The 22,535-nt window shown below is 72.7% G+C and carries 24 protein-coding genes and 1 tRNA gene; 15 read left to right on the forward strand and 10 right to left on the reverse strand.

What is annotated here, in order from left to right; genetic code table 11:
• Nucleotides 1-15 precede the first annotated feature (15 nt).
• Nucleotides 16-747: a class I SAM-dependent methyltransferase gene (locus AC07DC_RS06200; RefSeq protein ID WP_478912259.1), complete on the forward strand. Its 732-nt coding sequence runs from the start codon at nucleotides 16-18 to the stop codon at nucleotides 745-747.
• A 30-nt stretch (nucleotides 748-777) separates the two neighbouring features.
• Here AC07DC_RS06200 and AC07DC_RS06205 read toward each other — a convergent pair whose 3' ends face one another.
• Nucleotides 778-1,494 carry a Clp protease N-terminal domain-containing protein gene (locus tag AC07DC_RS06205; protein ID WP_478912261.1) on the reverse strand — a complete coding sequence of 239 codons (717 nt, stop codon included), beginning with the start codon at nucleotides 1,492-1,494 and terminating at the stop codon, nucleotides 778-780.
• A 139-nt stretch (nucleotides 1,495-1,633) separates the two neighbouring features.
• Between AC07DC_RS06205 and AC07DC_RS06210 the strand changes: the two genes are divergently transcribed.
• The 6 genes from AC07DC_RS06210 to AC07DC_RS06235 all read left to right on the forward strand — a co-directional run bounded on the left by AC07DC_RS06210 (nucleotide 1,634) and on the right by AC07DC_RS06235 (nucleotide 6,781).
• Nucleotides 1,634-2,662 (forward strand): hypothetical protein, encoded by a 1,029-nt coding sequence (locus tag AC07DC_RS06210; RefSeq protein WP_478912263.1) that lies wholly within the window; start codon nucleotides 1,634-1,636, stop codon nucleotides 2,660-2,662.
• A gap of 106 nt (nucleotides 2,663-2,768) precedes the next feature.
• On the forward strand, nucleotides 2,769-4,046 hold the full coding sequence (locus tag AC07DC_RS06215; RefSeq protein ID WP_478912265.1) for a sensor histidine kinase: 1,278 nt from the start codon (nucleotides 2,769-2,771) through the stop codon (nucleotides 4,044-4,046).
• Complete coding sequence (locus tag AC07DC_RS06220; protein ID WP_478912267.1) at nucleotides 4,043-4,690, forward strand: response regulator transcription factor; 648 nt, start codon at nucleotides 4,043-4,045, stop codon at nucleotides 4,688-4,690. Before AC07DC_RS06215 ends, AC07DC_RS06220 begins: the two co-directional genes overlap by 4 nt.
• 77 nt (nucleotides 4,691-4,767) lie before the next feature.
• Complete coding sequence (locus AC07DC_RS06225) at nucleotides 4,768-5,271, forward strand: N-acetyltransferase family protein (RefSeq protein ID WP_478912269.1); 504 nt, start codon at nucleotides 4,768-4,770, stop codon at nucleotides 5,269-5,271.
• Between the two features lie 77 nt (nucleotides 5,272-5,348).
• Nucleotides 5,349-5,930 carry a TetR/AcrR family transcriptional regulator gene (locus AC07DC_RS06230; protein WP_478912271.1) on the forward strand — a complete coding sequence of 194 codons (582 nt, stop codon included), beginning with the start codon at nucleotides 5,349-5,351 and terminating at the stop codon, nucleotides 5,928-5,930.
• A gap of 89 nt (nucleotides 5,931-6,019) precedes the next feature.
• On the forward strand, nucleotides 6,020-6,781 hold the full coding sequence (locus tag AC07DC_RS06235) for an SDR family NAD(P)-dependent oxidoreductase (protein WP_478912272.1): 762 nt from the start codon (nucleotides 6,020-6,022) through the stop codon (nucleotides 6,779-6,781).
• A 307-nt stretch (nucleotides 6,782-7,088) separates the two neighbouring features.
• Here AC07DC_RS06235 and AC07DC_RS06240 read toward each other — a convergent pair whose 3' ends face one another.
• Nucleotides 7,089-7,853: a GntR family transcriptional regulator gene (locus AC07DC_RS06240; RefSeq protein WP_478912274.1), complete on the reverse strand. Its 765-nt coding sequence runs from the start codon at nucleotides 7,851-7,853 to the stop codon at nucleotides 7,089-7,091.
• Nucleotides 7,854-7,995: 142 nt separating this feature from the next.
• Between AC07DC_RS06240 and AC07DC_RS06245 the strand changes: the two genes are divergently transcribed.
• Genes AC07DC_RS06245 through AC07DC_RS06255 form a run of 3 tightly spaced genes read left to right on the forward strand, consistent with a single transcriptional unit; the run spans nucleotide 7,996 to nucleotide 8,776 of the window.
• Nucleotides 7,996-8,337 carry a hypothetical protein gene (locus AC07DC_RS06245; RefSeq protein WP_478912276.1) on the forward strand — a complete coding sequence of 114 codons (342 nt, stop codon included), beginning with the start codon at nucleotides 7,996-7,998 and terminating at the stop codon, nucleotides 8,335-8,337.
• On the forward strand, nucleotides 8,334-8,549 hold the full coding sequence (locus AC07DC_RS06250; RefSeq protein WP_478912278.1) for a hypothetical protein: 216 nt from the start codon (nucleotides 8,334-8,336) through the stop codon (nucleotides 8,547-8,549). The genes AC07DC_RS06245 and AC07DC_RS06250 overlap by 4 nt, the downstream gene beginning before the upstream one ends.
• The gene (locus AC07DC_RS06255; protein ID WP_478912280.1) at nucleotides 8,546-8,776 is read left to right on the forward strand and encodes a hypothetical protein; all 231 of its coding nucleotides are present in this window, start codon (nucleotides 8,546-8,548) and stop codon (nucleotides 8,774-8,776) included. The genes AC07DC_RS06250 and AC07DC_RS06255 overlap by 4 nt, the downstream gene beginning before the upstream one ends.
• 48 nt (nucleotides 8,777-8,824) lie before the next feature.
• Here AC07DC_RS06255 and AC07DC_RS06260 read toward each other — a convergent pair.
• Nucleotides 8,825-8,898, reverse strand: a tRNA-Trp gene (locus tag AC07DC_RS06260).
• Complete coding sequence (locus AC07DC_RS06265; protein WP_478912642.1) at nucleotides 8,889-10,976, reverse strand: phage holin family protein; 2,088 nt, start codon at nucleotides 10,974-10,976, stop codon at nucleotides 8,889-8,891. The genes AC07DC_RS06260 and AC07DC_RS06265 overlap by 10 nt, the downstream gene beginning before the upstream one ends.
• A 297-nt stretch (nucleotides 10,977-11,273) precedes the next feature.
• Here AC07DC_RS06265 and AC07DC_RS06270 point away from each other — a divergent pair, with 297 nt between their 5' ends.
• Both AC07DC_RS06270 and AC07DC_RS06275 read left to right on the forward strand, forming a co-directional pair.
• Nucleotides 11,274-12,047 carry an MBL fold metallo-hydrolase gene (locus AC07DC_RS06270; protein ID WP_478912282.1) on the forward strand — a complete coding sequence of 258 codons (774 nt, stop codon included), beginning with the start codon at nucleotides 11,274-11,276 and terminating at the stop codon, nucleotides 12,045-12,047.
• Nucleotides 12,044-12,682: a DedA family protein gene (locus AC07DC_RS06275; RefSeq protein WP_478912284.1), complete on the forward strand. Its 639-nt coding sequence runs from the start codon at nucleotides 12,044-12,046 to the stop codon at nucleotides 12,680-12,682. The genes AC07DC_RS06270 and AC07DC_RS06275 overlap by 4 nt, the downstream gene beginning before the upstream one ends.
• A 42-nt stretch (nucleotides 12,683-12,724) precedes the next feature.
• On the opposite strand, the gene AC07DC_RS06280 is transcribed toward AC07DC_RS06275, so the two are convergent.
• The 3 genes from AC07DC_RS06280 to AC07DC_RS06290 form a co-directional block, all read right to left on the reverse strand.
• Nucleotides 12,725-12,871, reverse strand: coding sequence for a hypothetical protein (locus AC07DC_RS06280; protein ID WP_478912286.1), 147 nt, complete (start codon nucleotides 12,869-12,871; stop codon nucleotides 12,725-12,727).
• Nucleotides 12,872-13,075: 204 nt separating this feature from the next.
• Nucleotides 13,076-14,281, reverse strand: coding sequence for an aminotransferase class I/II-fold pyridoxal phosphate-dependent enzyme (locus AC07DC_RS06285; RefSeq protein WP_478912288.1), 1,206 nt, complete (start codon nucleotides 14,279-14,281; stop codon nucleotides 13,076-13,078).
• Between the two features lie 260 nt (nucleotides 14,282-14,541).
• The gene (locus AC07DC_RS06290) at nucleotides 14,542-15,174 is read right to left on the reverse strand and encodes an HAD family hydrolase (protein WP_478912644.1); all 633 of its coding nucleotides are present in this window, start codon (nucleotides 15,172-15,174) and stop codon (nucleotides 14,542-14,544) included.
• A gap of 84 nt (nucleotides 15,175-15,258) precedes the next feature.
• Here AC07DC_RS06290 and AC07DC_RS06295 point away from each other — a divergent pair, with 84 nt between their 5' ends.
• Nucleotides 15,259-16,746, forward strand: a complete 1,488-nt coding sequence (locus AC07DC_RS06295; protein ID WP_478912290.1) for a phosphatase PAP2 family protein — start codon at nucleotides 15,259-15,261, stop codon at nucleotides 16,744-16,746.
• A 123-nt stretch (nucleotides 16,747-16,869) separates the two neighbouring features.
• Here AC07DC_RS06295 and AC07DC_RS06300 read toward each other — a convergent pair whose 3' ends face one another.
• A complete protein-coding gene (locus tag AC07DC_RS06300) occupies nucleotides 16,870-17,319 on the reverse strand; it encodes an SseB family protein (protein ID WP_478912292.1) in 450 nt (149 codons plus the stop codon).
• 117 nt (nucleotides 17,320-17,436) lie between these two features.
• Between AC07DC_RS06300 and AC07DC_RS06305 the strand changes: the two genes are divergently transcribed.
• Nucleotides 17,437-18,039: a GNAT family N-acetyltransferase gene (locus tag AC07DC_RS06305; RefSeq protein ID WP_478912294.1), complete on the forward strand. Its 603-nt coding sequence runs from the start codon at nucleotides 17,437-17,439 to the stop codon at nucleotides 18,037-18,039.
• Nucleotides 18,040-18,068: 29 nt separating this feature from the next.
• On the opposite strand, the gene AC07DC_RS06310 is transcribed toward AC07DC_RS06305, so the two are convergent.
• Nucleotides 18,069-19,136 (reverse strand): RNA ligase (ATP), encoded by a 1,068-nt coding sequence (locus AC07DC_RS06310; RefSeq protein WP_478912296.1) that lies wholly within the window; start codon nucleotides 19,134-19,136, stop codon nucleotides 18,069-18,071.
• Nucleotides 19,137-19,314: 178 nt separating this feature from the next.
• Between AC07DC_RS06310 and AC07DC_RS06315 the strand changes: the two genes are divergently transcribed.
• A complete protein-coding gene (locus AC07DC_RS06315) occupies nucleotides 19,315-20,358 on the forward strand; it encodes a ketopantoate reductase family protein (RefSeq protein WP_478912298.1) in 1,044 nt (347 codons plus the stop codon).
• A gap of 60 nt (nucleotides 20,359-20,418) precedes the next feature.
• Here AC07DC_RS06315 and AC07DC_RS06320 read toward each other — a convergent pair whose 3' ends face one another.
• Nucleotides 20,419-22,461, reverse strand: a complete 2,043-nt coding sequence (locus AC07DC_RS06320; protein ID WP_478912300.1) for a DUF5107 domain-containing protein — start codon at nucleotides 22,459-22,461, stop codon at nucleotides 20,419-20,421.
• Between the last annotated feature and the right edge of the window lie 74 nt (nucleotides 22,462-22,535).

Consider the following 22,535-nt stretch of genomic DNA (forward strand, 5'->3'; position numbering starts at 1 on the left):
CCGTAGGCTGCCCGTGTGCTGAACTACGACGCAGAAGCCGAACGGTACGACGCGACCCGCGGAGGCGTCCCCCGGGCGGAAGCCGCGGCCCGCGCCGTACTCCACCTCGTGCCGGACCGGGCCCGCACCCTGCTCGATGTGGGGTGCGGGACCGGCCTGGTGACCGAGCGGCTCGTCCGCCCGGGGCTGCGGGTCCTCGGTGTCGACGCGTCGGCCGGTATGGCGGCGGTGGCCGCCGGGCGGGTCGGAGCCGCCGTGGTGCTCGGCGACAGTCGGCGGCTGCCGTTCGCCACCGGGTCCGTGGACGCGGTGTGCGCCATCTGGCTGCTGCATCTGCTGCCGGACGCTGCCGAGGTGGTCGCCGAGTGCGCGCGGGTGATGCGGCCCGGCGGGGTGTTCATCACCACCGTCGACAAGGACTTGGCGCACGGGGTGGACAGCGACATCGACGCGCTGCTCGCCCCGCACCTCATCCCGGACGCCTACGACGAGGCCGCGGCCGTCGTCGGCTGGGCGGCGGGTCACGGGCTGCGGCCCGGCACGGAGATCTCCTTCACCGGCCACGGCCAGGGGCGCTCCCCGGCGCTGACGGTCGAGAAGATCCGCGCCGGATACTTCGCCTCCGCCCTGGAGTTCAGCCCGAGCCAGGCCCAGGGCGTCATCGACGGCCTGGCCGCGCTGCCGGGCCAGCACACCCCGCGCCCCGACCCGGTCTACCGGCTGCTCACCCTGGGCAAGGACGCCTGACGGCCGCTTCCGCGCGGCCGGTCCGGCGGGCTACTTCGACAGTTCGTGGAGCATCGCGACGACCCACTCCTCCGTCAGGCCCTTGGTGACCCCCAGGCCCACCAGGGCCTGGGCTGCGGGGTCCTGCTCGTCGCTGAGGACGCCGAGCAGGATGTGCTCCGTGCCGATGTAGTTGTGCCCGAGGCGCAGCGCCTCGCGCAGGACGAGGTGCAGCGCCTTCTTGCCGCCGGCGGTGATCGGCATATGGCCCTTCACCGGCTCGGTCTCCCCGCCGGGGGTACTGACGGCGGCGCGGACCGCCTCCGGCGACGCGCCCAGTTCGACCATGGCGCGGCAGGCCAGCCCTTCCGGCTCATGGAGCAGGCCGAGGACCAGGTGTTCGGTGCCCAGGCTCGCGTGCAGGGCGGATCGCGCCTCCTCCTGGGCGCACTTCACCGTGTTGCGGGCGCGGTTGGTGAAGCGGCCGAAGAGGGAGTCGAGCGGCAGGTCGAGGTCGTCGGGGGTTCTCGGTACGAAGCGCTTCTGTACGGCCTGCTTGCTGACGCCCATGTTCTGGCCGATGTCGGTCCAGGAGGCACCGGCCCTGCGGGCCTGGTCCACGAAGTGGCCGATCAGATGGTCGGCGACTTCGCCGACGTGCTCCGCCAGGGTCACCGCGTCGGAGAGGTTCTGCAGCGGGTCGCCGTCCGGGTGCCGTTCCTTGACGTGGGAGATGAGGTCGTCGAGTCGTACTGGTTGTCCCGTCATGCGTCAACTCTAGGTTGACGACAAGGGAGCGTCAACCCTTGGTTGACGATTGCCGCGGCCGGGAGGTCCCCCGTTCTGGGGATGCGGATCGTCTTCCGGCCGGACGTGGCGGCCGCTCCCGGCCGGGAGCGTGGACGGTATGGAAAACACCGTGCTCGATCACCCGTCCCCGACCGTCCCCCAGCAGCGGCGGACCCCGCCGGCCCGCCGTGTCCTGCGTGCCGTGGCCGTCACCGCCTGCGTCCCGTATCTGATGCTCAAGATCGCCTGGCTCTCGGGCAGCACCGTCGGCATTCCGGCCGGCAGCTCGCTGCGCGACAGCCTGAAGGACAGCGCCTTCTTCGCCGTCAACGTCATGACGGTCGTGATGGATCTCGCCGTCGTCGCGCTCGCCCTCGCCCTGACCCGCCCCTGGGGCCGTCGCCTGCCGGCCTGGCTGCTCGTCCTGCCCGGCTGGATCGCCACCGGCCTGATCGCCCCGATCATCGTCGGCTTCCCGCTGCAGACCGCCGCTTCCTGGATCACCGGCACTCAGACCATCCCGCAGGAGGAACCCTGGCTCGCGGAGTGGGTGTTCGGCGTCGTCTACACCGGGTTCGGCATCCAAGGGCTAGCCCTGGGCACCTTGTTCGTGCTCTACGCGAAGGACCGCTGGGGCCCGCTGCTGCGCGGCCGGACCGCGGACCTCACGGCGAGCCCCACCCGGTCCGTCCAGCAGATCGTCGCGGTGGCCGCCGCGGTCGCCGCACTGCTGCCCGCCACCCTGCACACCCTCTGGGCCTGCGGCGGGACCGTGGGCCTCAGCGCCTCGCGGATCGCGGAACACACCACGAGCACCGCCATCGTCGAAGCGGACACCGCCGCGTTCGCGGTACTGGGCGCCGTCGGCGTCCTGCTGGCCGCCTTCCGTCCGGGCAGGACCCGACTGGCGGTCCCGCTGGCCCTCGGCTGGACCGGCGGCGCGGCCTCCGCGGCCTGGGGCGGTTGGATGCTGCTGGCCGGGATCGTCGCCCCGGACGACAGCGGTGATCCGGCCACGACCCCGCTCATGGACCTGACCTACGCTGTGCAGATGCTCCTGGGGATGCTCGTTCTCGTCGTCGGCGTCTACTTGCTCACCGAACGCTCCGCGGCGCGCGGCACAGCAGCCGCCCTCCGGCGTGGCTGACCGAACGCAGGGGCCGGCGCACGGGCAGACGCCCGGGCCGAAGCTCCGGCCGAAGCTCGGGCCGACGGCTGGACCGCCGCCCGGACCGACGCCCGGATCGCCGCGAGTGCCGTCCCGAGCGCGCGGAGCGCTGTCCCGGACGGCCGGCGCGCTGTTCGGGCGGCGGGCCCGGCTCCGGTGGGTCCATCTCATCCTCGGCGGCGCGCTGTTGATGCCGTTCTACCTGCTGATGAACACCGTGCTGACCGTGGTCGCGCACGCCGACGAGGGCAGCGGTGCCTGGGTCGCGCAGCAGTTTGGCTCCTTCGCCCTCGCCCTGCCGATCGCGGCGGCCGCGGCCGCGGTCTTCCCCCTCGTACGCGATCTGGAGGGGTCGGCGGCGCGGGCGCTGTGCGCGGGCCCCGAGGGCGGGCCCGCTCCTTCGGAGGACCGGACGTGGGCGGCGCGGGCCCGGACGTCCTGCTGGTTCGTGCTGCATGTGGGGCTCGGCGGCATCGTCAGCGGTATGACCCTGGCCGTCCCACCGGCCGCCGTGGTGCTGCTGGCGCTACCGTTCTCCGCGCGGCTGCGCGAGAACGAACTCCCCTGGTCCCGCCCGCTCACCCTCAGCCATCACGTACTGGCCCCGTTCGCCGCCGTGGTCCTGATGGCCGCGCTCGCGCTCGCCGCCAAGGGCGCGGCCGCCCTCCTGGCGCGCTGCTCCCCCGAGTTGCTCGGGCCGACCCCGGTCGACCGGCTGGCCGCCGCCGAGCAGCGCACCGTACGGCTGGCCCTGCGCAACCGGCTGGCCCGCGAGCTGCACGACTCGGTGGGGCACGCGCTCAGCGCGGTGACGCTGCAGGCCGGCGCCGCCCGCAAGGTGCTGGACCGCGATCCGGAGTTCGCCCGGCAGGCTCTGGCCGCCATCGAGGAGACCACCCGGCGCGCGGTCGCCGAACTCGACGACGTACTGGGCCTGTTGCGCGAGGACGGCGACGGCACGACCGCTCCCCCGGGCCCCACTCTCGACGGCCTCGATGCCCTGCTGGGGCAGACGCGGGCGGCGGGTGTCCCGCTGGACGCGTCCGTCGAGGGCGATCTCGGCGAGGTGCAGCCGATGGTCTCCCGCGAGGCGTACCGGATCGTGCAGGAAGGCCTCAGCAACGCGCTGCGGCACGCGGGACAGGTCCCGGTGCGGCTGCGGATCGCCCTGACGGAGGACGAGTTGGAGATCGAGATGGTGAACCCGGTGGTGGCGGCGCCCTCCCGCAGGACCGGCGGCGGGCGCGGTCTGATGGGCGTCGAGGAACGCGCCGCCGTACTGCGCGGCCGGTTCGAGGCCGGTACCGACGGCTCGCGGTGGCGCCTGAGCGTCGCCCTGCCACTGCGGGCGGGGACCCGATGAGCCTGCGGATCGTCCTCGCCGACGACGAGCGGATGGTGCGTACGGCGTTGCGCGCGATCCTGGAGAGCGAACCGGACATGGAGGTCGTCGGCGAGGCAGCCACCGGCGCCGAGGCCATCCCGCTGGTGCGCGAACTGCGCCCGGACGTCGTCCTGATGGACGTCCGCATGCCGGAGATCGACGGCATCCGCGCCACCGAGCAGTTGGTGCGCACGATGCCGGATCCGCCGCGCATCGTCGTCGTGACGACCTTCGAGAACGACGCCTACGTCTACGAGGCGCTGCGCGCCGGAGCCTCGGGCTTCCTGCTGAAGCGCGCCGGGGCGGACCAACTCGTTCAGGCTGTACGGCTGGTGAGCTGCGGCGATTCGCTGCTCTTCCCGGCGGCCGTGCGCGCGCTCGCCGCCCGCTACGCCCCCGTCGACCCCTCCCAGGCCCTCCGCGACCGCCTCACCGAGCGCGAGGCCGACGTGCTGCGCCTGATGGCGTCGGGCCACTCGAACGCGGAGATCGCCCAACGGCTCGGCCTCGGCCCCGAGACCGTCAAGACCCACGTCGCCCGCGTCCTGTCCAAACTCGGCGCCCGCGACCGCACCCAGGCCGTCATCGCGGCCTACGAATGCGGCTTCGTGGTGCCCGGCTGAGGACGCAGGCGTCGGTCCGGTAACGGGCCGGTCTCGATTCGGGGAACCAATGGCCGTCGATCTGCGTCATATTCAGCATGAATGATCTTCCTGTACGCATACGCCCGGCCGAGATGGACGACCTGGACGCGGTAGTGAGCATCCATACGGCGGCATGCGCCGCGTCGTACCGGGAGGGCGGCGCGGCCGGGGAGAAGCTCGACGCGACGGACGGGCTCGTCTCGCGTTTCAACGGGTGGGCCCGGGCGATCCAGTTGCCCGGGAAGACGACGCTGATCGCCGAGTCGGACGGTGAGGTGGTGGGCGTGCTCACCATGGAGTCCGACGCACCCGGCACCGCGCTGGAGCTGTCGCAGATCCATGTGCGGCCCGGCCAGTGGCGGCGCGGCATCGGCGGCCGGCTGCACGCGGCGTACGTCCAGTCGCTGCGCGAGACGGGCGTGCTCACCGGGCTGGCGGGGGTGTGGGAGCACAACGAACGGGCGCGGGCGTTCTACGCCCGGCTGGGGTGGCGGCCGGACGGGACCGTGGAGACGAACCGGGACGGCCTGCGCCGCCTGCGGCTGCGCCTGGAGGTCTGACCCCGATCCGCCCCGGTCTAGGGGTTTGGATCAACCATTCTTGACTCATCGTTCTCGATACGAGTAGCGTCATTTCCGTGGCCAGGACCAAGGAATTCGATCCCGACAGCACACTGCAGTCGGCTCTGGAGCTCTTCTGGCGGCGCGGCTACGAGGCGACGTCGATGGCCGACCTCGTCGAGCACCTCGGCATCGCCCGTGCCAGCATCTACGGGACGTTCGGCAGCAAGCACGAGCTGTACGTCAGGGCGCTGGAGCGCTACAGCGAGCTCTGCGACCGGGGCCTGATGGAGGAGCTCTCCCAGCCCGGGCCGGCGCTCCCCGCCGTCCGCTCCCTGGTGACGCGCTTCGCGGAGGAATCCGCCTGCGACGAGCTGCGACGCGGCTGTTTCGTCACCAACACCGCGGTCGAACTGGCTCCGCACGACCGGGTCGCGGCCCGGCGCGTCGAGGCCAGTTGGGACCGACTGGAGACGGCGCTCACCTCGGCGCTCACCCGCGCCGGAGCACAGGGGGAGCTGCCCGACGGGTGCGATCCGCGGGCGCTGGCGCGGCTGTTGCTGGTCCTCATGCAGGGCCTGCGGGTGGTCGGCAAGGCCGGCCAGGACCCGTCCCGCGCCAGGGACGCGGCGGCGCAGGCACTGTCACTCCTCGACTGACCATTCAACGAAAACCCGCCCGGAGCGGCTTCCGCATGCCCGCATACAAGAACGATCGATCCAGTAATTAACGCCAAGGAGTTGTCGCCATGACCGCACGCTTCACCGGCAGGGCCGTCCTCGTCACCGGCGCCGGATCCGGCATCGGCCGGGGCATCGCCCTCGCGTTCGCCCGGGAGGGGGCCAGGGTCGCCGTCGCCGGACGTAGGGCGGAACCGCTGAAGGAGACCGCCGCGCTCATCGAGGCCGAAGGCGGCGAAGCCGCCGTCCTCACCGCCGACATCACGCGCTCGCAGGACGTACAGCGCCTGGTCCAGGACACGGTGGCGCGCTTCGGCGGACTCGACATCGCCGTCAACAACGTCGGCATCCTGACGACTCCGGCCCCGGTCGCCGACATCTCCGAGGACGACTGGCGGTCGAGCCTCGACACCAACCTCACCGGCACCTGGCTCTCCATGAAGTACGAGATCGCCCACATGCGTGCCCACGGCGGCGGCGCGATCGTCAACGTCTCCTCCAACCGCGGCGCCCACGGCCGCGGTCCGAACCTGGGCGCGTACGTCGCCGCCAAGGCCGCCGTCAGCGCCCTGACCCGCAACGCCGCCCTCGACCACATCGCCGACGGCGTCCGCATCAACGCGATCAGCCCCGGCCCCGTCGACACCCCCCTGTCCACCCGCCCCGGTGAGAGCGCCACCGACAAGGCGGCGCGCATGCGGCGAGACGTCCCCGCGGGGCGGGCCGGCACCCTCGACGAGATCGCCGCCGCGGTGCTCTATCTCGCCTCCCCCGAGGCCGGGTTCGCCGTCGGCACCGACCTCGTCCTGGACGGCGGCAGCACCGCCTGACTCCACCGCACCCACGAACCTTCCGCCGGACCGGGTCCCCAAGGCGATCGCGCCCGCCGCCCAGCCCCAAAAACCGGGCGACGCGCACTGATCATCCGTCTAAGCTGACATTGTCCAGGTGCGCAAGCAACGGTTACTTCCTTCAGGAGGACGAGGTTCCGGGTTCAACTCCCGGCCTGCGGCCCAGCCGCCGGTAGCTCAACGGCAGAGCGCGTTTGTCACCGTCGCAAACTCTGATCTCTGGACGCCTACTTCGATGGACGCTCCCTCCCGCTCCGGCGGGAGGGAGCGTTTTCGTGCGCCTGCGTCAGTCCTCAAGGTCGATGGCGAACTCGACGACCGTGGTGTCACCGCGGCGCACGATCGGGTGCGCGACCTCGACCACCCGGCCGTCGTCGGCGACGTGCCGGCGCGTGAACCGGATGACCGGGACGGACCCGCCGATACGCAGCGTCGCCTGCTCCTCCTCGGTGGGCATGCCCGTGGTGAACGACTCCGTGATGCGGGTGACGTGGATGCCCAGCGTCTTGAGCTGCGCGCGGGTGCCGCCGGGCCAGGGCTCGTTGATCGGGTCGGCGACGGGCGTCGCGGCTACGTCGGACCAGCGGACGTAGCTGATGGACATCTGCGTCGGGGCGTCGTTGTCGTAGAACACGAAGTGCCGGGCGAGGAGCGGTTCGCCGACCTCGCACTCGAAGAGCGCGGCCAGTTCAGCGTCGGCCCGTTTCTTCACGTACCGCTTGTCGAGCCGGTACTCGGACCAGCCGATGCCCTGGTCCTTGGTGAACGCGGTCTGTGGCAGGGCGGGGTTGGTGCGATACCGGTCGGCGGCCATGCGGTGAACGGGCGGCCGCTTGCGGACGATGGTGCCCGCGCGGGTTCGCGTCTCGATCAACCCCTCGTTGCGCAGGACCGCGAGGGCGTTGCGGATCGTCGTCTCGGAGACGCCGTGGGCCTCGCACAGTTCCGGCAGGGTGGGCAGGCGGTCGCCGGGTGCGTAGGTGCCGTCGTGGATCTGGGCACGCACTTCGGCGGCGATGCGGAGGTACTCCGGCCGTTCCTCGCGGGGCACGCGAACCACCCTCCCGAGTGATCGTCCGTTTCTGTACTCACATATTGGCCGCTTCACTTGACCACCGCCAAGTCGCGCGCGATTCTGAGTACAGAAAGAGATTTTCCGTACTCAGAATTCTGCGGACTCCGGGAGCCTACCCATGCCTGAATCCGGACAGAGCTGGCAGCGCCGGTTCCCGGCGGCCGCCGAGCAGGCTCACGCCGCCCGGGTATGGGCGGGCAGCCACGTGCACCACGAGGACGCCCCGCTGCTGGCCAACGAACTGTTCGTCGCCGTCCTGGCGACACGGTCGGCGACGATCCAGATGACCGTCTCCACGGCCGGCTACCGCGCGCGCATCTCCGCATCCGGCAGCCGGGCGTTACCGCTGCACAGCATCCGCGGCGCCGGCCTCTCGATCATCCGCAGCTTCTCGTCCGGCCACGGCGTCACTCCGGACGATCACGGCCTCTGGGCAGAAGTCACTCAGGAGACGACATGAGCAGCAACTTCAAAGACCTGCGCGCCGTGGCCCTGCCGCCACAGCAACGCAGGCACCCCGGCCTGACGATCGCCGTCTACAAGGTCAACGAACGCGGCGAGCGCACGACCGTCCAGCCCAAGCGCTCCATCCCGGCCGCCAACCGGCCGCTCACCGGCTACTGGCCGTTCTGCGCCTGCAGGCGCTGCCGCGTGGGAGAGCCCATCCGATGACCGCGCCACTGCTCGCCTGGTGCCACTTCTGCAAACTCCGGCTCGACGAGGACACCAACGTCGTCATCGGCTTCAAGCGGTCCGGGGCCGGCCCCGGTTGGACCTTGCACGCCTGCGGCCCGTGCATCGTCGCGTACCGGGTGATCCCGTGGGACGAGCCTCCGTTGGACACCGACGGCGGCATTCGGTTCCGCGACCACGTACCGCACGCGCCGACTTTCCGTTGAGACCGTCGGCGCGGTTCCCCACTTCTTCCAGCGGAAGTGAGCGATGGGCAGGGGCGGCAGGGTTCGAACCTGCGACATCTGGTTTTGGAGACCAGCGCTCTGGCCGGCTGAGCTACGCCCCTTGGCGTAGTGGCAACTCTCCCGGTTCTGGCAGGTCCGGTGCAAACGGGTTTTCGGGGAGGGGCTGGTCAGGGTGGTCCGCGAGCCAGCCGCGCAGCACGTCGTGCAGCGCTTCGGCGCCTGCCAGGGGGTGTTCGGGTTCGGTCAGGCTGCCGGGGAAGAGGAGGAAGGGGCGGCTCTGGTCGCCGCCGAGGCCGCCGTGGGAGCCGGCTTGTTGCTCGAAGGCGTGGACGGCGCCGGTGGCGGGGTCGTACGAGGAGTTGACCATGAGGTCGGCGACGTGCGGGAAGGTGTCGGTGCGGCGGACCGTTTCGGCGGCGCCCTTGCCGAACGGGGCGAGAGGGTCCGCGATGTGGATGCGGCCGGTGCCGAGTTCGTGTTCCGCGCCGCCCGCGCCCAGGGCGAGCGGGCCGCGGGTGGCGCTGCGGACGAGGACGAAGCCGATGCCCGGGTGGTCCACCAGGGTCTTCAGCAGGGTGGGGAAGCGCTGCTCGATCTCCTCCTGGGTGACGCGGCCGGTGAGGCCGGGGAAGGTGACGAGTCCGAGGTTGCCCGAGGCCAGGACCACCGGGTCGGAGGGCGGGCCCGCGCACTCCTTCTCCTCCTCCGGGTGCCGGCCACGTTCGTCCCGGTGGAGGGCTGCGCGGGCCGCGGTCCTGGCCTCGGCGCCGCTCACGCTGCGCCCGGCGCGGCGCGGTACGGGGAGGTCGCAGCCGGCGCGTACGAGTTCCTTCAGCGTCAGGCCGTACGCGTCCGCGAAGGTCTCACCGTGGCTCTGGCCGTGGTCGGAGAGCAGCACGATCCGGTAGGGGCGGGGGGCGTAGCGGGCGGCGTCGGCGATGAGTCGGATCGAACGGTCCAGCCGGTTCAGCACTTTGAACGCGTCGCGGCTGCGGGGCCCGGAATGGTGGGCCACCTCGTCGTACGCGACGAGGTCCGCGTAGACCGCAGTGCGGCCGGCGAGCATGTCGCCGATCACCGCGGCGACCGCGACATCGCGCTCGATGACGGTCGCGAAGGCGCGCAGCAGCGGGTACAGGCCGCCGCGCTTGATCCGCGGCCGGTCCCGGCGCAGCCGCGAGGCCGTCGACTCCGCGATCTCGCGGGCGACTTCGGCGACGAAGGACCAGGCGGTGCGTACGGCGTTGGCGGGGTCGGAGAAGTACGCGAAGTAGCCGGACCGCGAGCGGCGGAACGTCCCACGCTGGGCGGCCGCCGACATCACCAGCGCCATCTGGTCCGCGCCGCCGCTGAAGAGGTTGCCGCGGCTCGCGCCGTCCTCGGCGAGCAGGCCGCTCGCACCGGTACGGGCGACCGCCCGGCGTTCCAGTTCCGCGGCGCTGGAGGGCCGGTTGCAGACCATCAGCTGCCCGGTGTCCTTCTCGAACCAGCGGAAAGCGGGCACATCGTGGTTGGAACCGTGCAGGATGCCGAGCTGGCTGGCGCCGGTCTGGCTGCTCCAGTCGGTGCGCCACGGCAGCAGCCGGTGGCTGCTGTCCAGCCACTCGGCGACGGTCTCCATCGCCGGGGGTCTGGTCCGCCCGCCGCGCTGCGAGGGGCGCACGGCCTCCCGCAGTACGTCATGTCCGACGCCGTCCAGCTGGAGGAAGACCGTGCCGGGGTACGTCGGTCCCACTGCGCCCCGCTCGGGCCGGCGCCGGCCCGCGAGCCGCGCGAGGCGTCTCCCGTACGCCTCGTCGTCGCGCACCGCGAGCGCGGTACTGGTCGCCGACGAGGTCGCGGACATCACGGCCGCGATGACGACAGCGGTGGCGGGCGTGACCTCGCCGTGCGGGGTGAACCGCAGCGCGATCAGCAGCAGCGAACCGTTGAGGAAGAAGACGAGCATGCCCAGCACCAGTGCCGGGACCATCAGCAGGGCGCGCACCAGCACGGGCCAGACCAGGGCGCTGAGCACGCCGAAGGCGCCCGCGCCGATCCCGGCCGTGACCGCGATCTGCGGCGGGTCGTCGCCGTTCGGCGACTGGATGCTGAAATCGGGCAGGATCCCCGCCAGAGCGGCCAGCGTCGCCGCCGACACCGCCCAGACGATCACTACCCGCGCGGCCGCCCGCCCCATGGACCGCCACCGCCATCGCCGCAGCACGCCCGGCTCACCTCACGTCCCGTTCCGCCGCCGGGTTCCGGCATCGCCGGACCCGGATGACTCCGCCACGCTCTCCACCCTGCCACAACGTCCCCCGGCCGCCGGGCAGGCCACCCCCGCGCCCGCCCGGTGACCGGCATAGGGTCGGGGGGAGGGAAGCCGGGGACGGCAATCGCGAACGGCAGCCAGCGAAAGGCAGACGGCAGACGCGGACGGCAACCCCCGACGGCGGACGCGAACAGCAGACGGTGCGGTGGAAGGACGGTTCCGGTGGCGGTGGAGATCACGTGGTGGGGGCATGCCACGGTGACCGTGCGGGACTCGGGCGTCCGGGTGCTGACGGATCCGCTGTTCGTGAGCCGGCTCGCGCATCTGCGGCGGCGGCGCGGGGCCGTGCCGCCACCGGAGGCGACGGTCGCGGACGTCGCCGTCGTCTCCCATCTGCACGCCGACCATCTGCATCCCGCCTCCCTGGCCCGCCTCGCGCCCGGCACGAGAGTGCTGGTGCCGCGCGGCGCTCCGCAGGCCGTGCCGGGGCTGCGGCGGCTGACGGAACTCGACCTCGTCGAGGTGGTGGCGGGCGACGAGGTACGGGTGGGCCCGCTGACGATCCGCGCGGTGCCCGCGGCCCACGACGGGCGGCGGCTGCCGTACGGACCGCACCGCGTCCCGGCGCTCGGATACGTCGTGCACGGTGAGGCTCGGACGTACTTCGCCGGGGACACCGGGCTGTTCGACGAGATGGCCGACGAGGTCGGACCGTGCGACGCGGCGCTGCTGCCGGTCGGCGGCTGGGGCCCGTTCCTGGGCGCGGGGCACCTGAACGCCGGACGGGCCGCGCAGGCCCTGGCACAGCTCGCACCCGGGGCAGCGGTGCCGATCCACTACGGCACGTACTGGCCGGTGGGCATGGACGCGGTACGGCCGCACGAATTCCACACCCCGGGGACCGAGTTCGTACGGCACGCGGCGCTGCTCGCGCCGGAGGTGGCCGTGCACCGGCTGGAGCACGGCGAGAGCGTACGGCTGGCGGCGGCACGGTGATCCGCTTTCTCGCGGAGGCGGCGTCGTCCTCCACCTCCCAGACCACCCGGCAGGCGGTCGGCTATCCGACGCTCTTCCTGCTGGTGGTGCTCGGCTCGCTGGTGCCGGTGATCCCGACCGGTGCGGTGGTCAGCGGCGCGGCCGTCGTCGCGTTCCACGAGACCTCACCGTTCGCGCCGGCACTGGTCTTCGGTGTGGCGGCGCTCGCCGCGTTCATCGGCGACGTCGGTCTGTACTGGCTCGGACAGCGCGGAATCCGCTCGAAGAACGGTTCGCGCTGGCTGCGCCGGTTGCAGAGCCGGGCGGATCCGGAGCATCTGGCCAGGGCCCAGCGGCAGCTCGACGAGCACGGTGTGGCGGTCCTGGTGCTGTCGCGGCTGATTCCCGCCGGACGGATCCCGGTGATGGTGGCCTGTCTGCTCGGCGAGCTGCCGCTGCGCCGTTTCGTACGCGGCGACATCGCGGCCTGCCTGGCGTGGGCCGCCGCGTACCAGCTGATCGGGATCGTCGGCGGCTCGCTCTTCCCCGAGCCCTGGCAGGGCGTGGCGCTCGCGGTCGGCATCGCCTTCCTCGTCGCGCTGGCGCCGCAGGTGTGGCGCCGGGCGGGACGCAAGGCCGGCCCGCCCGGCGAGTGAGATGCGGCGCCCGCGCCGGGTGCCCCTTCTACGGCTCGCGGCTCAGCAACTGGCGTGCCCGGCCCAGGTGACGGCGACCGTGTCGGCGTCGACGAGCGGCAGCGGGCCGGGTTCCAGGGGCAGTCCGGGAATCGTGGCGAGCGATTCGGCGGTGGGGCGCAGAGCCCCTTCGCGCAGGGTTCGGGCCATCTCGCGGAACCCGGGGAGCGGGGCGGTGAGTCGGTCCGCGAAGGATCTCGGCCATACGCGGCGCTCCCGAGCGGGCGTGTTTCGGCGAGGGGGCGTGGATCGGCGAGGGCGCGCTCGGTCTGATCGGTCATCGAGTCTCCCATCCGTTGGCTGCGCGGGCTCGGACGGGCGTGGTGGGAAGCGCCCCCGGTCACCGACCGGAGTTCAGCCGGCCGTCAGTTCGGTGAAGGCCGCCTCGAGTTCTGTCAACGCTTGGGATACGTGCGGGACTTCCAGCGGCTCGATCGCGTCGAGCGCGGTACGCCGCTGCTGGTCGGTTCCGCCGTGCAGCGGGCCGGTGTCGATCCGGACCCGCAGCGCGGCCGGGTCGTCGCCGAACCGGTGGCCGCCGAGGACCGGCCGGCCGAGCCGGTGGGTGAGGTGACGTTCGAGGGCTGGTGCATCGGGCAGGTCGTGGGTGTCGTGCGAGGTCAGCTCGGCGTAGAGCTGGAAGCCGGCCTGCGGCGGGCGGCACAGCGCGCCGGAGGCGGTCAGGGCGCGGTACGCGCCGGCCCCGACGGCAGCGTGCAGTCGGTTCGCGGCCCCGGTGTGGGCGCGTACGTCGGCCGGTTCCGTCAGGGCGTACGCCGCGGCGGAGGCGACCGGTGCGAGCAGGGCGGCCCGCAACTCGCCGCAGCCGAGCGCCACCCGCTCCCGCAGCCCGGTGCCCTCCTCGGAGTCCGGGAACCGGGCGAGCGCGACCGGGCAGCAGGCCGGCGCGAGGGACCCGCCGAGGTCGGAGAGGACGATCGTCCGCTCGGGAAGCATCTCGGCGGGGCTGAGCAGGACCGTGCCCGCGTCGTGACGGGTGTCGCTGTACGTCTCGTCGGACACGACGATCAGCCCCGCCTGGGCGGCCGCCTCGCAGCTCTCGTGCAGCAGCTCGGGCGAGGTGACGGTGCCGGTCGGGTCGTCCGCCGGCGACAGCAGGAGCACCCGCGGGTCCCCGCCCTCCGTCCGCGCCCGGCGGACGGTCTCCAGCAGGGCGAACGGGTCCGGCGCGCCGCCGCCCTCCGCCGGGGTCGGCACGGCGAACACGTCGCGACCGAGCAGCCGGGCGACGGGCGCCTGCCAGGCGGCCGAGGGCCGGGCGAGCACCAGACCGCCGCCGGTGGCGGCGAGGATCGTGAGCAGCAGCGACTCGGCGCCGGGCGCGGCCACGACGCGCGCCGGATCGGTCCACAGCCCGCGGCGCTCCCAGTACCCGGCCGCGGCCTGGCGTACGGCCGGGCCGCCGCCCGCCGGTTCGAGCCCGCTGCCCGCGAGGTGCGCGGTCCAGTACGCGGGGACGGGAAGCCCCGGATCGGGTCTGAGATCGTACGGGGTCGTCCCCTGCATCCGTGCCTCCGGTGGGTCAGTGGCTGCGGCCACCTTCCCAGCCGACGCGCGCGTCACCGCAGTGCCATGCCCTCCCGCGACGCCGCCCACCCGTTTGCCCCGGGCCGGGTTCCCGATCCGACCGCGACCGGCTCGGGCGATCCCACCGCGACCGGCTCGGGTCGGGCTCGGGTGAGGGTCGGATGAGGCTGGGTCTCCACGCGGGTGAGGCTGGGTCCCGACGCGGGTGAGGCTGGGTCCTGACTCGGCTGAGGCCGTGTTTCGACTCGCCCCGCTCGCGCCGCCCGCCCGGCTCAGAACCCGCCGAGGAGCAGTTCCGGAAGGTCACGCATGTCGTCGAAGACGACCGTCCCCGGGCCTTCGAGCCAGGCCCGCGGGGTGAGCCCGCCGTAGTAGCCGAAGGCGCGCATGCCCGCCGCGCGGGCCGCTTCGACGCCGTAACGGCTGTCCTCGACCACGACGCAGCGGGCCGGATCGGCGCCCAGAGCGCGGGCCGCGTGCAGGAAGAGGTCAGGTGCCGGCTTGCCGTGTTCGACCTCGGACGCGCTGAAGATCCGCCCCTCGAAGCGCGCGTACAGGCCGGTGAGCCCGAGCGTGTAGCGGAGTCCCGGGTGGGTGTTGCTGGACGCGACGCAGGTGGGGAGGGCGATCAGGCCGAGCGCCTCGGCGATGCCGTCCACGGCGGTCAGTTCGGCGTCGAACGCCGACCGGTACCAGGGCCGGTAACGGTCGTACCAGCCCTCCGGGAGGGATCGGCCCAACTGCTTCTCGATCGCCGCGGTCATGTCGCGGTGCGAGCGGCCGACGAAGCGTTCGACGATCTCGGACTCGGTCAGCGGCCACCCGAGTTCGGCGAGCATCATCGCGTCGACGCGGACGGCGAGGCGTTCGCTGTCCACCAGGACGCCGTCACAGTCGAAGATCACCAGGTCTATTCGATCATCAGCCACCCGGGCATCCTAGGCGAGCCCGGTGGTATCGAAGGCGGTTGCCCGGGTAGCCGCTATCGCATGAAGCTACGCGGTAGGGCCCACCCCTTGAAAACGTGGGACCACAAGCTGTTCCACCAGGTCGCGAACCGGCGGTGGCCGGGTGCCGAGCCGGTGCTGCCCCGGCTGAGCCGCAGCGCGAACCACGGGCTGCTGTGGTTCGGGGTGGCCGCCGGGATCGCCGCGGTCGGCGGCAAGCCCGGCCGGCGGGCGGCGCTGCGCGGTGTGGGATCCCTGGCGCTGGCCTCCGCGACGGTGAACACCGTGGGCAAGCGGGCCGTTCGCCGGGCCCGCCCGGTCGTGGACACCGTTCCGGTGATACGCCGGCTGCGGCACCAGCCCTTCACCACCTCCTTCCCCTCCGGGCACGCGGCCTCGGCGGCCGCCTTCGCGACCGGGGTCGTCATGGAGTCGGGCCGCTGGGGCGCGGTGGTGGCACCGATCGCCGCCTCGGTGGCGTTCTCCCGGATCTACACGGGGGTGCACTATCCGAGCGATGTGGCGGCCGGTGCGGCGTTCGGTGTGGGCGCCGCACTCGCCGTACGGGCGCTCATCCCCACCGCGGACGGCACGACCGCTGACGTGGGTCCGGTCGTGAAGGCTCCTTCGCTGCCGGCAGGGCGCGGACTGTTCGTCGTGGTCAACGAGGCATCGGGGCCGCCCGCGCTGCTCAATCCACCCGCCGACCGGATCCGCACCGCCCTGCCGCTGGCCGGGGTCGCGGAGCGCACGGAGGACGACGACCTGGCCGAGCTGCTGGAGAAGGCCGCCCGGCAGGCGGTCGAGCACGGCGGGGCGCTCGGGGTGTGCGGCGGCGACGGCACGGTCACCCTGGCCGCGTCGATCGCCCTGCGGCACGGCCTCCCGCTGGTGGCCTTCCCGGGTGGAACGCGCAACCACTTCGCGCTGGACCTCGGCATCGAAACGGTCGAGGACGCCGCCGCCGCGGTCGTCGCCGGCACCGCGTCCGCCGTCGACCTCGCGACGTACACCTCGTACGACACCCCGGGCGGCGCGGAGGCCGTCCCCTTCGTGAACACGTTCAGCATCGGCTCGTACCCGGAGCTGGTGCGCATCCGCGAGCGCTGGTCGCGGCGGGTGGGCAGCTGGCCGGCGAGCGTGCTGGCGGCGGTGCACGTGCTGCGCACGTCCGAGCCGGTCGACATCGAGATCAACGGACGCCGCCGGTCGGTCTGGCTGCTCTTCGCCGGGAACTGCGCCTATTCGAGCGTGGGGCTCGCGCCGGTCCGCCGCCGCGATCTGAACGACGGGATCCTGGACGTACGCATCGTGGACGGTGGCCCGTTCGCCCGTACGCGGCTGCTCGGGGCCGCCGTGACCGGCTTCCTCACCCGCTCCCCGGTGTACTCCGCCGCCAAGCTCCGCCGGCTGCGGATCCGCGGCCTGGCAGCGGGCAGCCATCTCGCCTACGACGGCGAGGTGGTCCCCGCGCCGTCGGAACTGCTGCTCGGCAAGTTGCCCAGCGCCCTGGTGGTCTACCGGCCGTGAGCCGTCGGAGTCGGGTGCCGGGGAGGGCGTCGGGCAGGGCCTGGTCAGGACGAGCAGCCGGGCCCGGGGGCAGGACGAGCCGGGCCCGCGTCAGGACGAGCCTGCCTGGCCCGTCGATCCCGTTCAGAAACCCGACCCTGATCCCGGGGACCCCGAGCCCGACAGGGCCGCCAGCGCCCGCACCCCGGGCCCCGAAATGCTCAGGGCATCCGGGGAGCCGGTGTCGATGGCGAGGGTGAGCTCGTCGGACGGCCAGCTGCCGCTGAGGGCGGACAGCGGCACCAGCCGGTAGCGGTGCGTACCCGGCAGCGCCTGCGCCATCCGCTCCTCGGAGGTGAACACCGGCACGAGCTTGACGCCGTCCTCCTGCTCGTACACCGGCAGCTGGATGCCCTGCGGCGCTGCGGGCTCCGGCTCCTCTGCGTCCGGCTCGCCGGGCCCGCCGGGAACGGGAAGCAGCACGTCACTGAGGGCGAGGGTGCTCAGCGCGATCACGTTCTCGCCGCCCTGGGCGATCTCGTGGAGAGCTTGCTGCGCCGGGGGCAGGGCGCCATTGGAATGGATGTCGGTCATGGCTGCGAGTCCTTTCGGCGACTGAATCTCCCGCGTACCCCATGAGGCACCGGAACATGCCGTCCAGGATCCAAAACCGGCTGGCCGGCCCATGAGTCCTTTGGTTACCGTGCGTCCATGGTTGCCAAGGCTCCTTCGCCCACCGTCCTGACCGGCCGCTTCGTCCGGCTCGAACCGCTCGGCCCGGAGCATGTGCCGGATCTGTTCGCCGCCGGGGGCGGTGACGAGGACGTGTGGCGCTGGCTGCCCGCGGACCCGCCGCGGACGGAGGACGAGCTGCGTGATCTCGCGGTCACGGTCTGCGCGGAAAGTCGGGAGGCGGGCGGTGTCGCCTTCGCGGTGATCGAGCTGAGCAGCGACCGGGCGATCGGCTGGACGACGTTCCACGAGGTGAGCACCGTCGACGAGCGGCTCGAGATCGGCTGGACCTGGTACGGCCGCGCGTACTGGCGCAGCCCGGTCAACACCGAGACGAAGCTGCTCCTGATGACCTACGCCTACGAGGACCTGGGCATGGGCCGCATCATGTGGAAGACGGACCTGCTCAACACCCGCTCCCAGGAAGCGATCCTGCGGCTGGGTGCGCAGCGTGAGGGCGTCTGGCGCCGCCACCGGCTGCGGTCGGACGGCGTCACCTGGCGTGACAGCGTCTTCTTCTCGCTTCTCGCGGACGAGTGGCCGGACGCGAAGCGCCGGCTCCGCGCCCGGCTGGAAGGCTGACGGGCGCGGAGCGGGTTTCACCAGGGGTCTCACTCGTATTCGGTGCCGCCCTTGCGGGTCAGATAGGCGTCGCTGACGACCTTGGCGATGGCCCGGCCGCCGAGCACCGGGCTGTAGCGGTCGTCGGCGGTCCGCACCACGACGCCCTCGCGCACATGCAGTCCGCGCCCCGACACCGTTTCGGCCCCCTGGGCCAGCTTCAGCGCGGTGTCCAGGTCGAAGGGGCCGCTGAACAGGACTGGCACCAGCGGTAGCTCGCCCTGCAGCAGCTCGTGCGGATCGAGCCAGCGCACCTGCCCGTCGATCTCCGCCGACACGTCGAAGGCCGCGTACCCGGGGACGTCGCGCCGGCCGTCCTCCCCGTATCCGAGGTCCTGCACGCCGGCCCCGTAGACCTCACCGAAGATGCCGATCCGGTCCGCGCCGAGCCGCGCCGCGAGCCGGGCGGCGACGGCGGGCAGCCCGTGGCCGCGCACGGCGCGCCAGTACAGGTTGCCGTCGGCCTCCTGCAGCGCCAGCCGCTGGGAGCCGAGCCCCTTGGAGGTGACCTGGACCTGGCCGGTGTCCGCGAAGTAGCTGAAGCAGCAGGCGGTGCCGTGCAGCTTCTCCGTCATGACCACCGGATCGCCGGGCGCGAAGATGTCCGGATAGCGCTTGAGGTTCTCGATGTCGGTCCACGGCAGCAGATCCGGCGCGGCCTCCACGTCACCGCTCATCGACACCGGGATCGGCGGCACCCATTTGACGATGCCCAGCCGCTCCGCGAAATCCTCCCCCTCGGCGGCGGCTCGTTCCAGATCCGTCCCCACGAGCGCCCGCGGCCGGCACACGATGCCCTGCGAGAGCTCCCCGCGCAGCCGCACGGCCTTCACCCGGTTCGCGGCCGACCCCGCGAGCCGCCCGGTCAGCCCCAGCTCCCCGATGAGCCCCTCGGGCAGCACGGACTGCTCGGGTATGTACACCGCGAACTCACCCGTCCGGTAGGTACCCTTCGCCACGACCGCCCGATACAGCCCGACCTGTGCCAGCTCCAGCGCGTCCGCGTTCGGATGCTCATGAATCGTGAGCCGCTCAGCACTCACACGCAGCGTGGACATGCGCCCGCCCTCCCCCGTCATACGTCAGTACGTCAGTACACCCCGAACCCGGCGACCGCCGGGTTCCCGCCACCACTGTCGCTGCCGGAACGCCGGCACGGCCAGCGGATTTCCTGATGCGGCGCCGACGGGGAGCCCACCATGCGGGCGGACTTGACGGGTGTGCGAGTCTCGGGCGGTGCGATACATCATCATCGGCGCCGGTGCGATCGGCGGGACCATTGGCGGCAGGCTCTTCGACAGCGGCCGTGAGGTCGTTCTCGTGGCGCGGGGTGCGCACTACGAGGCGCTGCGGGACGGCGGTTTGCGGCTGAGGCTGCCGAGCGGGTCGCTCAAGCTGCCGATCCCGGTCGTGGACGGGCCGGAGGCCGTCGAATTGCATGCGGACGACGTGCTCGTCCTCGCCGTGAAGACGCAGGACAGTGTCACGGCCCTGGACGCGTGGGCCGGGCGGCCGGTGGTGGGCGGGGGTACGGCGGGTGAGCGGCTGCCGGTGGTGTGTGCGCAGAACGGTGTCGCGGGCGAGCGGCTCGCGCTGCGGCGGTTCCGGCGGGTGTTCGGCATGTGCGTCTGGTTGCCGGCCACCTATCTGGAGCCCGGCGTGATCGAGGCGTCGTGCGCGCCGCTGACCGGCATTCTGCACATCGGCCGCTTCCCGGCGGGAACCACCGGCACCTCAGGGATCGACCCGCTGGCGGAGCGCGTCGCCGCGGATCTCAAGGACTCGGGGTTCGACGCGCCCACACCGCCCGACGTGATGCGCTGGAAGTACGGCAAGCTCCTCAAGAACCTCGCCAACGCCCTGGAGGCCACCTGTGGTCCGCTCCAGGGCGACGACGCCCTCGACGTGTTGCGGCGTGCCGTCGCGGAAGGCGAAGCGGTCCTGGACGCGGCCGGTATCGACCGGGCGAGCGATGCCGAGCAGGCGGCGGCCCGGGGTGACCGTATCCAGCCGCAGCCCCTGAACGGGGTGACCCGCGGCGGCGGTTCGTCGTGGCAGAGCCTCACCCGTGGCACGGGTTCGATCGAGGCGGACTACCTCAACGGGGAGATCGTGCTGCTCGGCCGGATGGCCGGCATCGACACCCCGGTCAACGCGGCGCTGCAGCAGGTCGCCAACGCGTTCGCCCGCGAGGGCCGCCGGCCCGGGGAGTTCACGATCCCCGAGCTGACGGCCCTCATCGATTCCCATGAGCGGAGCGGGCGGACCGAGCGCGTCTGAGCGGCCGTTCGGGCGGCCGTTCGGGCGGCTTTTCGGGCGGCTTTTCGGGCGGCCTCTCCGTCAGAGCTCCTGCGCCGGACGCATCCGGTAGTCGTACGCCTCCGGCAGCGGGTGCTCGGCGCGCGCCCGCTGTCTGATGTCGGCGGTCACCGGACCGTCGCCGGCGATCAGCCGCTCCGCGATGGCGTACCAGGTGTCGCTGAGCGACTCCTCGGCCTCGCGGAGGTCGTCGACCACGAAACCGGCGTCGAAGATCGCCCGCGCGCCCGGCACATCGCCCTGCGCGAGCAGGACCTGTGCCTCCAGCAGCCGGAACCGGCCGCGCCCGGCGTGCCCCGGCACGTGCTCCGCCAGGACGAACGCGGCGTCGTCGGCGCGGCCCACCGCGAGGAGCGCGGTGACCGCCTCCCGGGCGAGACCGGCCGAGACCGCCCACCAGGCGTCGTCGTCGAGCACCTCGTAGTGCGCGATGTCGGAGGCGCTCAGGAAGCGGTCAGCGGCCCGTTCGAGGTGACCGTCCTCCTGGTCGGCGACGGCCAGACAGCGCAGCACCGGCCAGGTCTCGTGCTGCCCGGCCGAACGTTCCCAGCTCCGGATGGCCTGGGCGCGGTCGCCCGCATGCCACTGCGCGACACCGAGGAAGTAGTCCCGGTACCACTCGTTCCCGCTGTAGGTGTCCGCGGCCTCCAGGAGCTCGCGCCACTCCGGCGCCACGAGAGCCGGCCCGGGCGGCGCGTCCTCCACCGGCCTCGGGAACATGCCCGCGACCAGCAGCTCCAGCCACGGCTTCTGCTGCGCGCCCAGCGTCGCGGGGTCGAACGGCGTACCCGGCAGCTCGAACCGGGCCCGCTCGACCTCGAGCGCTCCCCAGCCCGAGCCGGTGGCGATGACGTCCTTCGGTTCGGTGTCCGCGTGCGGCAGCCAGGCGGCATAGGCGGCGTCGACGTCCGCACGTGGCAGGACGCTCTCCAGCCGGTCCTCCACCGCCGTGCGGGCGGCGCTCCAGTCGTCGCCGTGGACGGCGGCCGGGTCGGCGGCGAGCGGGCCGTAGGCCTCCAGCCAGGAGAACTCCGCGCCCGCCTCCATGGCTATGTGCTCCAGCTGCGTGCGCGCCAGGCCCGCCTGGATCTCCAGGTAGCCGCCGGTGCCCGGCTCGGTGAGCCACTGCTGCCAGCGGCGGCCGCCGCGCCCGTTCCCCCACAGGAAGAGCTTGCGGCCGCGCAGCCGGTCGGTCGAGGTCTGGACGAGCCCCTGCCCGTCGCCGTCGAGGGCGGTGACCCAGCGGCGGTTGCCGTCCTCCACTTCGTAGAAGTAGTCGGCGGGGTGTTCGGACCGGGTCGGGTACGTGACATCCGTACCGTCCCATTCGGGCACCGGGACGCGCCGCAGGGAGCGGGCGTAACCGAAGTGCCACGCCTCGTCGGCGGGGGCGAGTACGCGGGTGCCGTCGGTCTCCGGGACGGCGATGTTGGACCACCAGTAGACCGGCACGGTGCGGTGGTGCGGGTTGCGGATCCTGACGCCCACGTAGAGGAAGTCGGAGTCCTCCGGCAGCCACATGTCGATCTGGAACGGCAGGTCGCGCAGCCGCTCCCACTCCCACAGGCGCAGCATCTCGCCGCCGTCGGGGGCGGGCAGGCGGGCGGCGTGCAGCGGCGCGCAGGTGAGGGTGGTGTGCCCGGTCGCGCCGAGGTTCCACTCCACACCGCCGGAGAACCAGGCGCCGGCCAGACCGAAGTCGGCCGGCTGGACGACGGGGTTGCGGTAGAGCAGTTCGCGGCCGGTGGCCTTGTGCACGAGCGAGTGCAACCGCCCGCCGAGACCGGGCAGGACGGTGGCGCGTACCCGGTCGTTCTCTATGACGACGGCCTCGAACTCGGCGGGGGCGCGCTCGCGCCCGTATCCGTCGAGGAGCCGTACCGGCAGGACGGAGTGCAGCGGCGCGTAACCGACCTGGCGTGCCATGTCGGCCGGGAGTCCGGCGCGTTCGCGCGGATCGAGCTGGTGCACCTCGTCGAGGGCGCACAGCGCGGGCAGCGGGTTCTCGGGGCCGATGGGGGCAGCCGGGATGGTCACAGCGATACGTCGCACGGTCGTAGCCAAGGCCACCTCATCCAGTCACGCGGGGCCGCCGGGGAACAGGCGGCCGTCTGATGACCATGGAACAGGGTTACGGC

This window comes from Streptomyces sp. NPDC045021, from assembly GCF_056432645.1.

Bases quoted from the DNA above. Each gene is read 5' to 3' on its own strand.
- AC07DC_RS06205 (WP_478912261.1), bottom strand. From the start codon at position 1,494: ATGACGGGACAACCAGTACGACTCGACGACCTCATCTCCCACGTCAAG.
- AC07DC_RS06210 (WP_478912263.1), top strand. From the start codon at position 1,634: ATGGAAAACACCGTGCTCGATCACCCGTCCCCGACCGTCCCCCAGCAG.
- AC07DC_RS06220 (WP_478912267.1), top strand. From the start codon at position 4,043: ATGAGCCTGCGGATCGTCCTCGCCGACGACGAGCGGATGGTGCGTACG.
- AC07DC_RS06225 (WP_478912269.1), top strand. From the start codon at position 4,768: ATGAATGATCTTCCTGTACGCATACGCCCGGCCGAGATGGACGACCTG.
- AC07DC_RS06235 (WP_478912272.1), top strand. From the start codon at position 6,020: ATGACCGCACGCTTCACCGGCAGGGCCGTCCTCGTCACCGGCGCCGGA.
- AC07DC_RS06245 (WP_478912276.1), top strand. From the start codon at position 7,996: ATGCCTGAATCCGGACAGAGCTGGCAGCGCCGGTTCCCGGCGGCCGCC.
- AC07DC_RS06250 (WP_478912278.1), top strand. From the start codon at position 8,334: ATGAGCAGCAACTTCAAAGACCTGCGCGCCGTGGCCCTGCCGCCACAG.
- AC07DC_RS06255 (WP_478912280.1), top strand. From the start codon at position 8,546: ATGACCGCGCCACTGCTCGCCTGGTGCCACTTCTGCAAACTCCGGCTC.
- AC07DC_RS06265 (WP_478912642.1), bottom strand. From the start codon at position 10,976: ATGGGGCGGGCGGCCGCGCGGGTAGTGATCGTCTGGGCGGTGTCGGCG.
- AC07DC_RS06280 (WP_478912286.1), bottom strand. From the start codon at position 12,871: ATGGCCCGAACCCTGCGCGAAGGGGCTCTGCGCCCCACCGCCGAATCG.
- AC07DC_RS06295 (WP_478912290.1), top strand. From the start codon at position 15,259: ATGAAGCTACGCGGTAGGGCCCACCCCTTGAAAACGTGGGACCACAAG.
- AC07DC_RS06300 (WP_478912292.1), bottom strand. From the start codon at position 17,319: ATGACCGACATCCATTCCAATGGCGCCCTGCCCCCGGCGCAGCAAGCT.
- AC07DC_RS06305 (WP_478912294.1), top strand. From the start codon at position 17,437: ATGGTTGCCAAGGCTCCTTCGCCCACCGTCCTGACCGGCCGCTTCGTC.
- AC07DC_RS06310 (WP_478912296.1), bottom strand. From the start codon at position 19,136: ATGTCCACGCTGCGTGTGAGTGCTGAGCGGCTCACGATTCATGAGCAT.